The organism is Streptomyces sp. NPDC051211 (assembly GCF_040689505.1).
GTDB lineage: Bacteria > Actinomycetota > Actinomycetes > Streptomycetales > Streptomycetaceae > Streptomyces.
In genome coordinates, this window is the sequence record NZ_JBFBAV010000003.1 from 24,606 (window position 1) to 38,143 (window position 13,538).

At 71.8% G+C, this 13,538-nt stretch carries 13 protein-coding genes; 6 read left to right on the top strand and 7 right to left on the bottom strand.

The window, feature by feature from the left end; all coding sequences use genetic code 11:
- Positions 1 to 57: 57 nt before the first annotated feature.
- A complete protein-coding gene (locus tag AB0447_RS05260) occupies positions 58 to 978 on the top strand; it encodes a LysR substrate-binding domain-containing protein (protein WP_366475120.1) in 921 nt (306 codons plus the stop codon).
- Here AB0447_RS05260 and AB0447_RS05265 read toward each other — a convergent pair.
- Together AB0447_RS05265 and AB0447_RS05270 are read right to left on the bottom strand one after the other, a co-directional pair.
- Positions 964 to 2,148, bottom strand: coding sequence for a serine hydrolase domain-containing protein (locus tag AB0447_RS05265; protein ID WP_366475327.1), 1,185 nt, complete (start codon positions 2,146 to 2,148; stop codon positions 964 to 966). The two genes, AB0447_RS05260 and AB0447_RS05265, sit on opposite strands and share 15 nt — an antisense overlap.
- Before the next feature lie 98 nt (positions 2,149 to 2,246).
- On the bottom strand, positions 2,247 to 2,897 hold the full coding sequence (locus AB0447_RS05270) for a TetR family transcriptional regulator (protein ID WP_366475121.1): 651 nt from the start codon (positions 2,895 to 2,897) through the stop codon (positions 2,247 to 2,249).
- Positions 2,898 to 3,054: 157 nt separating this feature from the next.
- Here AB0447_RS05270 and AB0447_RS05275 point away from each other — a divergent pair, with 157 nt between their 5' ends.
- Entirely contained in the window at positions 3,055 to 4,101 is a 1,047-nt protein-coding gene (locus AB0447_RS05275) for an FAD-dependent monooxygenase (protein WP_366475122.1), read from the top strand.
- Positions 4,102 to 4,112: 11 nt separating this feature from the next.
- Here the strand turns inward: AB0447_RS05275 and AB0447_RS05280 are convergent, their stop codons facing one another.
- Both AB0447_RS05280 and AB0447_RS05285 read right to left on the bottom strand, forming a co-directional pair.
- The gene (locus tag AB0447_RS05280) at positions 4,113 to 6,227 is read right to left on the bottom strand and encodes an EAL domain-containing protein (protein WP_366475328.1); all 2,115 of its coding nucleotides are present in this window, start codon (positions 6,225 to 6,227) and stop codon (positions 4,113 to 4,115) included.
- Between the two features lie 71 nt (positions 6,228 to 6,298).
- The gene (locus AB0447_RS05285) at positions 6,299 to 7,129 is read right to left on the bottom strand and encodes an SAM-dependent methyltransferase (RefSeq protein ID WP_366475329.1); all 831 of its coding nucleotides are present in this window, start codon (positions 7,127 to 7,129) and stop codon (positions 6,299 to 6,301) included.
- Between the two features lie 871 nt (positions 7,130 to 8,000).
- Here AB0447_RS05285 and AB0447_RS05290 point away from each other — a divergent pair.
- From AB0447_RS05290 to AB0447_RS05300, 3 genes are all read left to right on the top strand, one after another.
- Positions 8,001 to 8,165, top strand: a complete 165-nt coding sequence (locus AB0447_RS05290; RefSeq protein WP_366475123.1) for a hypothetical protein — start codon at positions 8,001 to 8,003, stop codon at positions 8,163 to 8,165.
- A gap of 108 nt (positions 8,166 to 8,273) precedes the next feature.
- Positions 8,274 to 9,044 (top strand): hypothetical protein, encoded by a 771-nt coding sequence (locus tag AB0447_RS05295; RefSeq protein WP_366475124.1) that lies wholly within the window; start codon positions 8,274 to 8,276, stop codon positions 9,042 to 9,044.
- Between the two features lie 169 nt (positions 9,045 to 9,213).
- Positions 9,214 to 9,930, top strand: coding sequence for a hypothetical protein (locus AB0447_RS05300; RefSeq protein ID WP_366475125.1), 717 nt, complete (start codon positions 9,214 to 9,216; stop codon positions 9,928 to 9,930).
- Positions 9,931 to 10,100: 170 nt separating this feature from the next.
- Here the strand turns inward: AB0447_RS05300 and AB0447_RS05305 are convergent, their stop codons facing one another.
- Positions 10,101 to 10,607: a hypothetical protein gene (locus AB0447_RS05305; protein ID WP_366475126.1), complete on the bottom strand. Its 507-nt coding sequence runs from the start codon at positions 10,605 to 10,607 to the stop codon at positions 10,101 to 10,103.
- A gap of 366 nt (positions 10,608 to 10,973) precedes the next feature.
- On the opposite strand from AB0447_RS05305, the gene AB0447_RS05310 reads away from it, so the two are divergent.
- Positions 10,974 to 11,636, top strand: coding sequence for a class F sortase (locus AB0447_RS05310; protein ID WP_366475127.1), 663 nt, complete (start codon positions 10,974 to 10,976; stop codon positions 11,634 to 11,636).
- A gap of 27 nt (positions 11,637 to 11,663) precedes the next feature.
- Here AB0447_RS05310 and AB0447_RS05315 read toward each other — a convergent pair whose 3' ends face one another.
- Positions 11,664 to 12,578, bottom strand: a complete 915-nt coding sequence (locus tag AB0447_RS05315) for a polysaccharide deacetylase family protein (protein WP_366475128.1) — start codon at positions 12,576 to 12,578, stop codon at positions 11,664 to 11,666.
- A gap of 70 nt (positions 12,579 to 12,648) precedes the next feature.
- Positions 12,649 to 13,476 (bottom strand): neutral zinc metallopeptidase, encoded by an 828-nt coding sequence (locus AB0447_RS05320; protein ID WP_366475129.1) that lies wholly within the window; start codon positions 13,474 to 13,476, stop codon positions 12,649 to 12,651.
- Positions 13,477 to 13,538: the final 62 nt, after the last annotated feature.

The window sequence follows — 13,538 nt, forward strand, 5'->3', positions numbered from 1 at the left end:
GACGAAGGACCCGAAAGGTCCAAGACATGGTTACGGTCATCTTGATAGACAGTACCTATGCAGTTTCAGCAGCTGGTGTACTTCGTGGCCGTCGCCGAGACCCGGCACTTCACCCGCGCCGCCGAGCGCGTGCACGTGGCCCAGCCCTCCTTGTCGCAGCAGATCAAGGCCCTGGAGCAGGAACTGGGGGCGGAGCTGTTCAGCCGGGCCCGCGGGAACATCGCGCTGACCGATGCGGGCGAGGCGCTGCTGCCGCTGGCCCGGCGGATCCTCGCGGACGCCGACACGGCCCGGCTGGAGGTGCAGGAGCTGGCGCAGCTGCAGCGGGGCCGGGTGCGGCTGGGGGCAACGCCCAGTCTGTGCACGGGGCTGCTGCCGGGGGTGCTGCGCGACTACCACGCCGCCCATCCGGGGATCCAGCTGCTGATCGAGGAGAGCGGTTCCCACGACCTGGTCCGGGAGCTGGCCCGCGGGGCCCTGGACCTGGCGCTGATCGCCCTGCCGCTGCCGCCTGCCGCGCCCGCCCTGACCACGGTGGAGCTGCTGACGGAGGACCTGGTGGTGATCTCCTCGGCCGCCCTGCCGGCGCCGGCCGGGGGCGGGCCGCTGACCATCGGCGCGCTGCGGGACGAGCCGATGGTGATGTTCCGGCACGGGTACGACCTGCGGGAGCTGACCGTGGCGGCCTGCCGGGCGGAGGGCTTCGAGCCGGTGTTCACGGTGGAGGGCGGCGAGATGGACGCGGTCCTGGGTTTCGTGCGGGCGGGCCTGGGGCTCGCGGTGGTCCCGGCCATGGTGGCCGGCCACGCCGGGCCGGACGTCCGGGTCACCCCGCTGGCCGGGTCCCCGCTGCGGCGCACGATCGCGCTGGCCCACCGGACCGACGTGGACCCGCCGCGCGCCGCCCGGGCGCTGCGGCGGGTCCTGCTGGCCGGGTCGGCTGGGCCGGCCGGGTCGGCTGGTTCAGGAGGCCGGTGAGGGGGACGGTGTGCCGTGCACGGGGACGGGCAGGTTGAACACGTGGTCGGGGGTGACGATCCGGGTGACCGCCTGCCCGAACAGGGTGCTGGGCTCGATCCCGCCGTCCAGGATGTCGGTGTTGAGGAGCACCACCAGGGTGGCCTGGGGGCCGGGCAGGTAGATGGTCAGGGTCTGGTAGCCGGGCAGCGAGCCGTTGTGGCCGATCCAGCCCTGGACGTTGAAGATGCCCAAACCGTAGCCGGCGCCGGGGATGCCGGTCGGCGGGGTCTTCAGGCGTTCCGCCTGGGTCTCGGGGGTCAGCAGGGTGCCGGTGGCCAGGACCCGGGCCCAGGTGCGCAGGTCCTGCAGGTTGGAGATCATCGCGCCGGCGGCCCAGCCCCAGGAGGGGTTCCAGTCGGTGCTGATCTCGACCTTACCGGAGGCGGTCTGGTTCGTGTAGCCCTGGGCGTGCGGGCTCGGGAACTCGGCGCCGGTCGGGAACACGGTGTGGCGCAGTCCGGCCGGATCCAGGACGTGCTCCTTGAGGAACGCGCCGAGCGGCTGCCCGCCGGCCTTCTCGACGACCAGGCCGAGCAGGATCAGGTTGGTGTTGCAGTAGTCGAACCGCTCGCCGGGCTGGAACTGGATCGGGTGCTTGAAGGCGTAGTCCAGCAGCTGCTGCGGGGTGAAGGGGCGCTTCGGGTCGGAGGTGAGGGCCTTGAAGAAGCCTTCGTCCTCGGAGTAGTTGAAGAGGCCGCTGCGCATGTCCGCCAGGTCGCGCAGGGCGATCCGGTCGCCGTTGGGGACGCCGTCGATGTACTTGGATATCGGATCGTCCAGGCCCACCTTGCCCTGGTCGACCAGTTCGAGGAGGGCGGTCACGGTGAAGGTCTTGGTCTCGCTGCCGATCCGTATGTAGAAGTCGGACTTCATGGGGGCGCCGGTGGCCTTGTCGGCGACACCGAAGGAGCGTACGTAGGCGCCCTTGCCGGGGGCCCACAGGCCGACGGTCACACCCGGGACTTCGGCCTCGCGCATGACCTTCTGGATGGCGGTGTCCAGGCGGGCGGCCATGGCGGCATCGAGGACCGGGAAGTCGGTGTCCGAGGCCGACGGGGAGGCGGTGACGGTCACGTCCGGGGTTGGTGCTCCGTACGCGCCCCCGGCGGAGGCCGGGACCACGAGCATCCCGGCCGCGGCGAGCCCCACGCATGCCTTGCGCCAGCGCTTCTGCGAGAACCTCACGGCAGGCCTCCTGCCAGACGGGGCCAACCCCCGCTCCCAGGCTAGGCCTGCCCCGCTCCCGGGGCGAGTTCGGCATCCAGTCCCCCGGCCAGCATGCCGAAGGCCCGGTCGGCGTCGGCGACCGCGGCGGGGTAGGCCTGGTCCGCGCTCTGGCCGGCGGATATGCGGCGCCAGTTCTCACGGCCGAGTTCATGACGCACCGCCACCAGGTGGAGGGCGGCGAGGCGGGCGGGCAGCGGGCTGCCGTACACGGGCAGCAGCGCCTCCGCGAGCAACTCGACCTCGCGGGCCGTGTAGTGGGCGATCCGGGATTGGAGGCCCGGCGCCGAGTACAGCAGCTGCTGGAAGGCGATCACCTCGGGGTGGTCGCACAGGCCGGTGATCGGGTCGCGGTCGCGCAGAGCGCCGAGGAAGTGTCCGTGCAGTGCTTGGACCGGGCCGGTGCCTTCCGGGCGGCCCAGGACGATGCGGGCCGCTTCGTCCTGGTGGTCGGCGAACCGGTCCAGGACCAGGTCCTCCTTGGTCGGGAAGTACCGGAAGAGCGTCGGCTTGGAGACCTCCGCGGCGGCCGCGACGTCCGCCACCGACACGGCGTCGAAGCCGCGCTCCAGGAAGAGCTCCAGCGCGGTGGCCGCCAGATGGCGGCGCGTGCGCAGCTTCTTGGTCTCTCGCAGTCCGGGTGTGGTCTCCATGCGCCCGAGCCTAGCACAGAATCATGACCGGGTTAATTTTGTTCCTCGGAAATTTTCGTTACCGGGTTGCTTTTTCTGTCGCGGCGCGCTTTCCTTGAGTCATCGGCCCGCACCGCGGCCGATGGGATGGCCGAGTAGGGCGAGGGGGAAGAGCGTCATGACGGATGTTCTGATCGTGGGGGCCGGTCCGACCGGACTGACCCTGGGCTGCGAGCTGGCCGGGCGGGGCGTGCGCGTCCGGGTCGTCGACGGGCGGTCCGCGCCGCACCGGGAATCACGCGGCAAGACCTTGAACGCGGGCGGCCTGGAGGTGCTCGAAGGACTGGACCTCGCCGACCGGATCAGGGCCATCGGCCATCCGCGGCTGGTGTTCCGCAAGTACTTCGACGGCGCGCACATCGCCGACACGCCGGTCGACGGCACCCTGTTCATCGGCCAGTGGCAGGTCGAGGGGGTGCTGCGCGAGCGGCTGACGGCACTCGGCGGGAGCGTGGAGTACGGCGCCCGGGTCACTGCGCTCGACCAGGACGCCGCCGGGGTGACCGCGGCCCTCGGCGACGGCCGCACGCTGCGCGCGGACCACCTGGCCGGCTGCGACGGCGGCGGCAGCTCGGTCCGCGGGCTGCTCGGAATCCCCTTCGAGGGGCACACCGACGAACAACAGGCCATGGTGGTCGGCGATGTGCGGGCGCCGGGGCTGAGCCGCGACGTCTGGCACCAGTGGTTCACCTCGGACGGAGAGGCGATCATGCTGTGCCCGATACCGGGGACGGACGTCTTCCAGCTCCAGTCGTCACCGGAGCGCGACGCCGACGGCCGCCCGCTGCCTCCTTCCGAGGAGGGCTTTCAGCGCCTCTTCGACCGGCACGCAAGAATGCCGGGAATCCGGCCGACCGATCCTTCCTGGCTGTCCACCTGGCGGGTCAATGTCCGCAAGGCCGGGCGGATGCGGGAGGGCCGCGCCTTCCTGGCCGGCGATGCGGCCCATGTCCATCCGATAGCCGGCGGCCTCGGCATGAACACCGGCATCCAGGACGCCGCCGCCCTCGCCCGCGCATTGAGCGGGGAGACGGCCCTGGACTCCTACGAGCGGGAGCGGCTGCCCGCCGCCGCCCGCCTCCTGGCCGACACCACCGCCCGCATGCGGCGGGTCGTGGAGGCCGTCCGGACCCCCGGCATCGGGACGGAGGCCGGACTGGGCTGAGACGGCAGCGGTCAGGGCAGCGGGACGGCGTCCGACAGCGAGAGCGTGTGGATCCGGTCCGGGGCGCCCGGGCGGGCGTAGTACCAGCCCTGGGCGGTGTCGCAGCCGAGGGCCCGGAGCTGGGCGGCCTGGGCGCCGGTCTCGACGCCCTCGACCGTGACGGCCAGCGACAGGCTGTGGGCCAAGGCGACGATGCCCTCCACTATTTTCACGTCCACCGGGTCGGCAGGCAGTTGCTGCATGCCCTGGGTGAAGGAGCGGTCCAGCTTCAGCACGCTCACCGGGAGGCGCCGCAGGTTCGCCAGGTTCGAGTAGCCGGTGCCGAAGTCGTCGAGGGCGATGTCCACGCCGAGGGCGGCGAGCCGGCGCAGCGGTTCGAGGAGTTCGTCGTCCGCTCCGATCAGGGCGGATTCGGTGACCTCCAGGCAGAGGGCGCCGGGGGCCAGGCCGGAGTTCTCCAGGACGGCCACCGTGTCGGCCACCAGGCCGGGATGGTGGAGCTGGGTCGGCGAGAGGTTGACGTTGATCCGCAGCGAACCACCGTGCTCGCGTTTCCAGTTGCGGGCCTGACGGACCGCCTCCTCCAGCACCCAGCGGCCCAGCGGGACGATCAGCCCGGTCCGTTCGGCGAGCGGGATGAACCGGTCCGGGCCGAGCACCCCGTACTGCGGGTGCGACCAGCGGACCAGTGCTTCCGCGCCGTGCACGCTGCCGTCGTGGAGGTGAACCAGCGGCTGGTACTCGATGAAGAACTCGCCCCGCTCCAGGGCGGCCGGCAGGGCGTTGGTCAGCCCGTGCCGGGTGATGGCCCGGGCATCGGCCTCCGCGTCGGCGAACTCGAAGCGGTTTCCGCCCGCCGCCTTGGCCCGGTACATGGTGATGTCCGCGCTGCGGAGCACCTCGGCGGGAGTGCGTTCGCCCGCCGCGCCCTCGACGATGCCGATGCTGCCGCGGACCGTCAGCTCGCGGCCGTCCAGCCGAATCGGCGCGGAGAGTGAGGACAGGATGCGGACGGCGAGGTCGGCGGCCTTGTGTTCGGTGTCCGGACCGGTGGTCAGGGCCACGAACTCGTCTCCGCCCAGCCGGGCCACCACCTCGCCGGGGCCGGTGGCGCAGCTCTGCAGCCGGTCCGCGACCTCCACCAGCAGCCGGTCCCCCGCCGAGTGGCCGAGGCTGTCGTTGACCGCCTTGAACCCGTCGAGGTCCAGGTAGCAGAGGCCGAAGCGGGTCGGCCCGCCGGCGGCCAGGGCCTTCTCCAGCCGCTCGAAGAACAGGGTGCGGTTGGGCAGGCCGGTGAGCGCGTCGTGCGTGGCCTCGTAGCGCAGGCGGAGGTTAAGCAGCCGCCGCTCCGTAGTGTCCTCCATCAGCGCCAGCTGATACTGCGGGCGCCCTTCGGCGTCGCGCAGCAGCGACACCGTCAGATTGGTCCACAGCACGGTGCCGTCGTGCCGGTAGTACGGCTTCTCGGCCCGGTAGTGCTCGCGCTCGCCGCGGACCAGTTCGCCGTACATCTTCCAGACGTGCGGGGCGTCGTCGGGGTGGCCCCATTCGCTGACGTTGCGGCCCCGGACATGCCCCTCCAGGCCGCCGAACATGCGCAGCAGGGTGTCGTTGACCTCCAGGACGTTGCCCTCCAGGTCGGCGATGCCGATGCCGATCGCGGCGCCCTCGAAGACCGCGCGGAAGCGGGCCTCGCTGGCGTGCAGGGCGTCCTGGGCGTCGGACCGGGCGGTCAGCGCGGAGCGGGCGATGGCTTCCTGTTCGCGGAGGGTGCGCTCACGCAGGGCACGGGCGAAGCCCGCGGCGATGCCGTGCTGCAGGCGGGCGCAGCGGGCCCGGTACTCCTCGGCCGCTTCGCCGCAGGCCCCTTCCGGGCCGCAGTACAGGACCAGGTAGGCCTCGACCACCCCGAGGGTGCCGGCCAGTGCCTCCGGGTCGGTGCAGTGGACGGCGACCAGTTCGGCGCCGACCCGCTGGCCCACCGCCGGATCGAAAGGCCGGGCGTGCAGGGCCTCGGTGAGGGTGCGGGCGAGCGGGAGGAGGTGCTGCTCGAACTCCGGCCGGGTCAGCGAGGTGGCCGTGACCGGGAAGATGGCCCGGCTCCAGATGGTGGCGAACCGTCCGATGCGGTCCTCCGAGCCGCCCGGAACGGGATCGACGGGCGCCGCCGGGCCCGTCGTCGTCTGCGCCGGAACTCTCACGCCTTGCGTCCCACGCCGCCGAAGCCGGAGAAGGCGTACGGGTCTTCCTCTTGCGCGTTCGCGTCCGCGTCGGCCGGGTCGTCCGGGCGCCAGCGCGGCATCTGGACCAGTCCCGGCTCGACGAGCTCGAACCCGTCGAAGAAGCGGCCGATCTCGGTGCCGGTGCGCATCACCAGCGGGTTGCGGATGTCGCGGTAGACGCCGACGGCTCCGCCGGCCACCTCCCGGGAGAGCGGGACGCCCTCGTAGGAGGCGTGGGTGAGTACGAGCAGGCTGCCCGGGGCGAGTGCGTCGCGCAGTGCGGCGACGGCGGCGTACGGCTCGTCCGCGTCCTCCAGGAAGTGCAGGACGGCGACGAGCAGCAGCGCGACCGGCCGGTCCAGGTCCAGCAGCCCGGTGACTTCGGGGCTGTTCAGGATCTCCGTCGGCTTGCGCAGATCCGCGGCGGTGATGGCGGTCCGTTCCTCGTCGGTGAGGACGGCCCTGCTGTGCGCGACGGCCACCGGGTCGTGGTCGACGTAGACGACCCGCGCGTCGGGGCTGGCCGCCTGGGCCACCTCGTGGACGTTGCCGAAGGTCGGGATGCCGGAGCCGATGTCCAGGAACTGGGTGACGCCCTGGGCGACGGCGTACCGCACGGCCCGGCGCATGAACGCCCGGTTGGCCTGCATGATCTTGGGCAGGCCCGGCATGAATTCCATGGCGCGACGGGCCGCCTGCCGGTCCACCTCGAAATTGTGCGATCCGCCCAGGTAGTAATCGTAGATGCGGGACACGCTCGGCACCGATATGTCGATACCTGGCGGGGCCCAGGCGGGGCGCTCCATCGGGGCCTCCAAGGCGTCGTCCATGGTCTGGTCCATGTGGGGAGGTGGGGGTCGGACTGCTGTCCGAGCCGAATGTACTGATCATTTCCCAACAGGGCGAGCAAAAGCGGAAATTGGCGATCCGTTCTTCGTCACACACCAAAGCCACCACCGCCCCCTGAGGAACCAACACACCAGGGATTGATCGAAACCGACAAATCCCTTTTGGGAAAAGGCGGATGAACGATCGGACACCATCCTCCGCTGGCTCAAACCTCTACGGTCCGATCTCCGCCCGTTCAGGCGAACCAGGTCCGCTCTCGGCGTGCGCCGGATCGCCCGGGCCCATGCTCCCCGGGTGAAGAGAGCCTCAACCAGGCACCTGCTGGCGGTTCCGGTCCTGCTGTGGGCAGCGCTGTCCGCGGCACCGGCCGTGGCCGATAGCTGTGCCTACGCGACCATCGACGCCGGGCCCGGCGGAACGGCCCGCACCCTGGTCGCGGCCGCCGGGAACGGCGGCCGCGGCGGCGGTCATGGACACGGCCATGGTGGCGGACATCACGGTGGTCACCACGGCGGACGTCACCACGGGCGCCACTGCCCGCCCCCGCCCCCGCCTCCCCCGCCCTGCCCAACCCCGACACCCACCCCATCCCCCTCCCCGAAGCCCACACCCACACCGAAGCCGACGCCGAAGCCGACGCCGCCCAAGCCGACTCCCCCGCCGCCCGAACCCGAGCCCCCGCCCAAGCCCATCCCCGCACCGAAGCCACCGCCGAAACCGGCGCCGAAGCCACCGCCGCCGCCCGCGCCGGCCCCGAAGGCGACCCCGGTCCACCGGGCGCCCGCGCCACCCCCGCCGCCGCCCCCGCGCCCGGCTCCGAGCCGGCCCGTGGCGGCCCCGCCACCCGCGCCGGTCCCCGTCGCGGTGGCCAGGCCCGCCTACCGTGCCCCGGCCCGCGCGAAGCCCACCGAGCACCGGATCTCCCCGGTCACCTTCACCCTGCTCGCCACGGCGCCCGCGGTGTTCGCGCTCGTCGCGCTGCGCCCGCGCTGACCGGGCCCGACCGTTGCCGGCGTTCCTGCATTCCCTGCGTTCCCTGCGTTCCCTGCGTTCCCGCATTACCTGCGTTCCTGCGTTCCCGCGTTCCCTCTTGGAGTTCAGTTGTCGGAATGGCTCGTCCTGACGCTCGCGATGGCCGCGGCCTGTGCCGTGGTGCTGTCCATCGCCTTCTTCAACCACCGGCGGATCAGTGATGACGACGATCCGAGCGAAACCCCCGACGTCATCGAGTACATGACGATGATGATCGGCGTGATCTACGCGATCGTGCTGGGCCTGGCGATCGCGGGCGTCTGGGAGGCCCGCGGGGCCGCCCAGGAGTACGTACGGCAGGAGGCCCAGGCCCTGCACGAGGTCAGCATCCGCTCCGAGGTCTATCCGGCGGAGGTGCGGAACCGGATCCGCTCCGACGTCGACGCCTACGTGACGTACGTGATCACCACCGAATGGAAGGAAATGGCCGACTCGGGCCGGGTCACCGCCGAGGGCACCCGGCTGCTGGAACGGATCCGCCGCGATGTGACGGACTACGAACCGAAGACCGACCACGAGGGGCAGGCCTACCAGCCGCTGGTCGACCAGGTGGCGGCCGCCGACGACGCGCGCAGCAGCCGGGCCCAGAGCGCCGGGTCCACCATGCCCGGGGTGGTGTGGTTCGGGCTGATCATCGGCGCGCTGGTCACGGTCGGCATGATCTTCATGCTGCAAATCCGGCGCTCGTTCCGGGAGTTGCTGCTGGCCGGGCTGTTCAGTGCGCTGATCGCCTTCCTGCTGTTCCTCATCTGGGACTTCGACGCCCCCTTCAGCCGGGGCATCGCGGCGACCGCCGATCCCTTCTTCCAGCAGTTCCCGGACCTGAGGCTGGGCGGCTGACGCCGGCCGGCGCTCCTCCGGCCCACGGAGCGGCCGGCCCGCCGGCCCCCCGAACCGGGGCCCGCCCGCCCCCGCCGAAACCGCGACCGGGCCCACCGTCCCCGGTTCGGCGTACAACAATGCCCCATTCGCGCGGCCCTGATCGCGGGTGGGAGCGTACCCACCTAGCGTGGCGGACATCGAGGTGCACGACCCCCCACGTGCGGAAACCATTCCGCAGCTGCTCCTCGGGGATCCGGAGGCAACCATGGGTGCGATACGTACCTCTGCCACAGCCCTGCTCGTCGCCGGTGCGACGGCCGCCGCGGGTGCCGTCCTCGCGCTGGGCTGGTCCGCCGACGGCCCGGGCACGGCTCCCGCCGGGGGCCCGCCCGCAGCCCGCATCACCTCGTTCGGCTTCGCGATCACCCCCTCGACGGTCGCCCCCGGCGCCAGCACGGTGCTCTCCGTCACCGCCTGCAACTCCGCCTTCGCCACCGCCTACTCCGGGGTCTTCGACTCCGTGAGCATTCCGCGCGGCCAGACCGTACGGGTCACCATCGACCGGGACGCCCGGCCCGGAGCCCAGTACTCCGTCGCCTTCACCTGCAACGGTGAAACCGGGTCCGCGGACCTGACCATCGCCGGCGGCAACAGCACCCCCACCGCCCGTTCCACCGCAACCTCACGGCCCACCTCCGGCATCGTCCCGCGCAGCACCACCACCCCCACCACCACCGGCACGCGCACCGCGCCGGGCGCGGTGCGCGGCGGGGTCGGCGGCAGCAGGACGGGCATGGATGCCGCGAAGATCGGTGCAGGTGCAGCGCTCTTCCTGGCCGGCGTGGCCGGCACCGTGTACGCGGTCCGCCGCCGCACCGGCACGACGACCAGCCACCGGCACTGACACGCACCGGCACTGACACCCGCCGGTGCCGCCCCTGAACCGGCATCCCTCGACCCGACTCGCCTGCCCGACTCGTGTGCCCGACTCCCCTGAACCGCCGGTCGCCCCGAGTCCCGGCCAGGACTCGGGGCGACCGGCGGTTCGAGCTCAGACCGGGGAGGTCCGTCCGGTCAGGCCCGGCCGCGGGCCGGGCGGCGACGGCGCATCAGGTGGATGCCCGCGCCGAGGGCAGCGGTACCGACGAGTCCCGCGCCGATGACGGTCTCGGTGGCGGACGGGCCGAAGGACCCGCCGATACCGCCCTGGGCACCGTTGCCGAAGAGGACCTGGAAACGGTGGGTGGCGATGAGATTGCTGTCGTTGCACTTGACCTGCAGCGTGTGGGTGCCGGGCGAGGCGTGGTTGAAGATCCGCACGGTCGCGAATCCGACGGTGCCGGCCGAGAGGTTCGCCGGCGAAAAGTTGCCGGGCGAGCTGACCGTACCCCCGTGGCCGCAGCCGGAGGCGCTCACCTGCATCGTTGAGCCCTGGTGGACGGAGAACGGGTTGACCGAGACGTTGCTCGGCCCATTTCCCCCAATGCCCGTGCCCGGCGGGTCCGCGGCGGCGAGTGGGGCGCTGAGTCCTACGGCAGCGAAGGCCGCCGCGGTCACGGTGAGAGCGCGAAAGGCACGCATGGTGGAACCTCCAGCGGGAAGCGCCCCAGAGCGGTGGCCCGGGATGATCGACGAGAACGCCTCCCACGACGAACCCTCGGGGCACGTCGCAACCAGCGCATTTCCGGCTTTGGGCCGCCCGGTTGACCGACACGCCGAGCGGCGGAGCTCCCGGCCGACGGAGCCGCAGGTCACGGCCCGTCAGACATTTATGTGACGATTACCTGGATGGGCGCATCCCTTCTGGCCCCGCCACCCGTTCGCCCTTCCCCCCTCGCCGTACCGTCCGTGCGCGCTTAGCGTGCGTGAACAAGGGCGCTGTCCAGCACACAGCGCAGGGGCGGGGACAAGAACGCGGGCCGGGACCCCCGCGTCGGGAAGGGAACAATGTTCATCGAGGACGAGCCGCCACCGAGGAGGCGCTCCCCCTGGGGCGTCATCGCCCTGGTCATGCTCACCGGCCTCGCCATGATGCGGAACGGCTCGAACGTCGACGAGGGCCCGCCGCAGCCCACCGCTGCCGCAGCGGTCAAGGTGACCCCGGACCAGTTGCCCGCGGAACCGCCCCAGGCCCAGCCGGGCCTTCAGGTACTGGAGCACTCCTCCGTCCAGCGGATCCGGATCCCGTCCATCAGCGTGGACGCGCCGGTGATGACGGTGGGGCTCGACGCGGAGGGATGGATCGACGCGCCGCCGGCCCAGGACCCCAATCTGGCCGGCTGGTACCTCAACGGCATCTCGCCCGGCCAGCAGGGCTCCGCGGTGATCGTCGGCCATGTCGACAACGCCCAGGGCCCTGCCGTCTTCTACGGGCTGGGCTCGGTCCGCAAGGGCCACCGCATCGAGGTGGAGCGGTACGACGGGCGCACCGCGGTGTTCGAGGTCTACGGCGTGGAGGTGTTCTCCAAGCACGCCTTCCCCGGAGCCCGGGTCTACGGTGACACCGGGCACGCCGAGCTCCGGGTGATCACCTGCGGCGGCGGCTATTCGAAGGGCAAGGGCTACGACGGCAACGTGGTGGTGTTCGCGCGGATGGTGGAGGCCCGCTGAGCGGGCCCCCGCCGGCCGGCCGTCCCGTCAGCGCGGAGGCAGCGAGGGCAGGGCCATCTCGTAGCCGCGGTCGATGAGTTGGGGCAGGTACGCGCGCAGGGCGGAGACGCTCTGCGCGCGATCGCCGCCCGCGTCGTGGGACAGCACGATCACGCCCGGACCGGCCCCTTTGAGCACCCGGGAGATGATGGTGCCGGCGCCCGGCTCCTTCCAGTCCAGGGTGTCCACGGTCCAGGCCAGCGGTTCCATGCCGAGCTCGGCGCCGATCTCGAAGGCGGCCCGGTTCCAGGCTCCGTACGGGGCCCGGAACCACAGCGGGGGCTGCCCGGTCGTCTGCTGCACCACATCGCTGGTCTGGCTGATCTCGGCCGCCAGGGCGGGCCGGGACAGTCTGGGGATGAGCGGGTGGGTCCAGGTGTGGTTGCCGATGACATGCCCTTCGGCGGCGATCCGGCGCACCAGGTCGCGGTGGAGGGTGGCCATCTCCCCGCAGACGAAGAACATGGCGCGCGCGCCGTACTGGGCGAGGGTGTCCAGGATGCCCGGGGTGTAGCGGGGGTCCGGGCCGTCGTCGAAGGTGAGGACCATGCTGCGGCCGCTGGTCGGGGTGGCCGGCATCTCCAGGATGGGTCTGGTGCGTACGGCCGGCCGGTTGGGCCGGTAGCGGGGCGGGGCTTCGCTGAGGCTGGGCTTCAGCCGGTACGTGGTCGGGGGCGGCCCCTGCGCCCGCAGCCCGGTCGCTCCGGCGGCCCCGGCACCGCCCCCCGCGCCCGGCCCGGGCGCGCCTCCGCCGGCCTCGCTTCCGGGAGTGCCCGCCCGTCCGCCGCCGATCAGCCCGGAGGCGGCCGTCACCCCCAGGAACACGGCGGTCCGCAACACGAACCGCCGCCCGGCCGAACCGGTCAAGCCGGTCGACCCCACTGACAGCTCATCATTTTTCATTATTACTACGTATCAACGAGATCCCCGCATAAGTCGAGAGCCACGGACGCCCCGCCCCGCCCCCACCCGTTCAGTCGAAGATCTCGGTCACCCAGTAGTGGCGGACGCACTGCTCAGGGCCCTGGTTGTAACCCAGCGTGAAGGCAGCCGTCCGCTCGTACTTGCTGCCGTGGGGCGCCGGCACGCCGACCTGATCGTCACCCGCCAACTCCAGCGCCTTGATGCTCATCGTCAGGTCCGTGTCGGCCACCAGACCCTGCTGGTACGCGTACTTGGCCCAGCTGCCGCTGAAGCAGTCGGCGATCAGCTCCGCTTCCTTCACCGGGACGGTGTTGCCGGTCTCGTCCAGGACGGGCGCACCGTCCTTCATCTGCACGATGTCCGCCCACCCCCGCTGTTCCATGTACTCGTGCTGGGCCTCGTGGCCGTACTCGTGCGCCAGCACGGTCGCCACCGCGAATTCATTGGTGGTGTCCCGGAGTTTCATGGCCGTGGTCACCGGGAAATGGACCGCCCCCTCGAAGGTGGTCCCGTCATCCTCCGTGAGCGTGTCCGTCGGGCAGTGGTAGAAGTTCGGGGTGTTGTGCACGATGGGCTCCGGCATGCAGGAGCTCTGGTACCCGGTGTCCCCCGGCATCGGGAGGGTGTAGAAGAGGGACGGGCCCTTCAGGCCGACCTGCTTGAAGTGGTCGATCCAGTAGCCGTCGATGCTCCGGAAGGCCTTGTGCAGGTAGGCGGCCAACCCCTCGGGCGTGTCCGTGGCGATCTTCCGGCCGTAGGGGGCCGGGTCGACGGGGGGCGGCGGGGTCGCCGCGCTCGCGCCGGACGAGCCCGCGACCAGGGCCAAGGCCGCGATCCATCCTCCGCACCAGGTGCCGAACCGGTCGCGTCGTCGCATGGCCATCTCCCGGGGGGTCCCCTGCTACCAGCGTGCGTCCGGCCCACCCCATGGGCAACCGG

What these genes read in the sequence shown, in the direction of transcription:
- AB0447_RS05315 (WP_366475128.1), bottom strand. Translation starts at nt 12,578, where the DNA reads ATGAAAAATGATGAGCTGTCAGTGGGGTCGACCGGCTTGACCGGTTCG.
- AB0447_RS05270 (WP_366475121.1), bottom strand. Translation starts at nt 2,897, where the DNA reads ATGGAGACCACACCCGGACTGCGAGAGACCAAGAAGCTGCGCACGCGC.
- AB0447_RS05320 (WP_366475129.1), bottom strand. Translation starts at nt 13,476, where the DNA reads ATGCGACGACGCGACCGGTTCGGCACCTGGTGCGGAGGATGGATCGCG.
- AB0447_RS05310 (WP_366475127.1), top strand. Translation starts at nt 10,974, where the DNA reads ATGTTCATCGAGGACGAGCCGCCACCGAGGAGGCGCTCCCCCTGGGGC.
- AB0447_RS05275 (WP_366475122.1), top strand. Translation starts at nt 3,055, where the DNA reads ATGACGGATGTTCTGATCGTGGGGGCCGGTCCGACCGGACTGACCCTG.
- AB0447_RS05260 (WP_366475120.1), top strand. Translation starts at nt 58, where the DNA reads ATGCAGTTTCAGCAGCTGGTGTACTTCGTGGCCGTCGCCGAGACCCGG.
- AB0447_RS05265 (WP_366475327.1), bottom strand. Translation starts at nt 2,148, where the DNA reads ATGCTCGTGGTCCCGGCCTCCGCCGGGGGCGCGTACGGAGCACCAACC.
- AB0447_RS05285 (WP_366475329.1), bottom strand. Translation starts at nt 7,129, where the DNA reads ATGGAGCGCCCCGCCTGGGCCCCGCCAGGTATCGACATATCGGTGCCG.
- AB0447_RS05305 (WP_366475126.1), bottom strand. Translation starts at nt 10,607, where the DNA reads ATGCGTGCCTTTCGCGCTCTCACCGTGACCGCGGCGGCCTTCGCTGCC.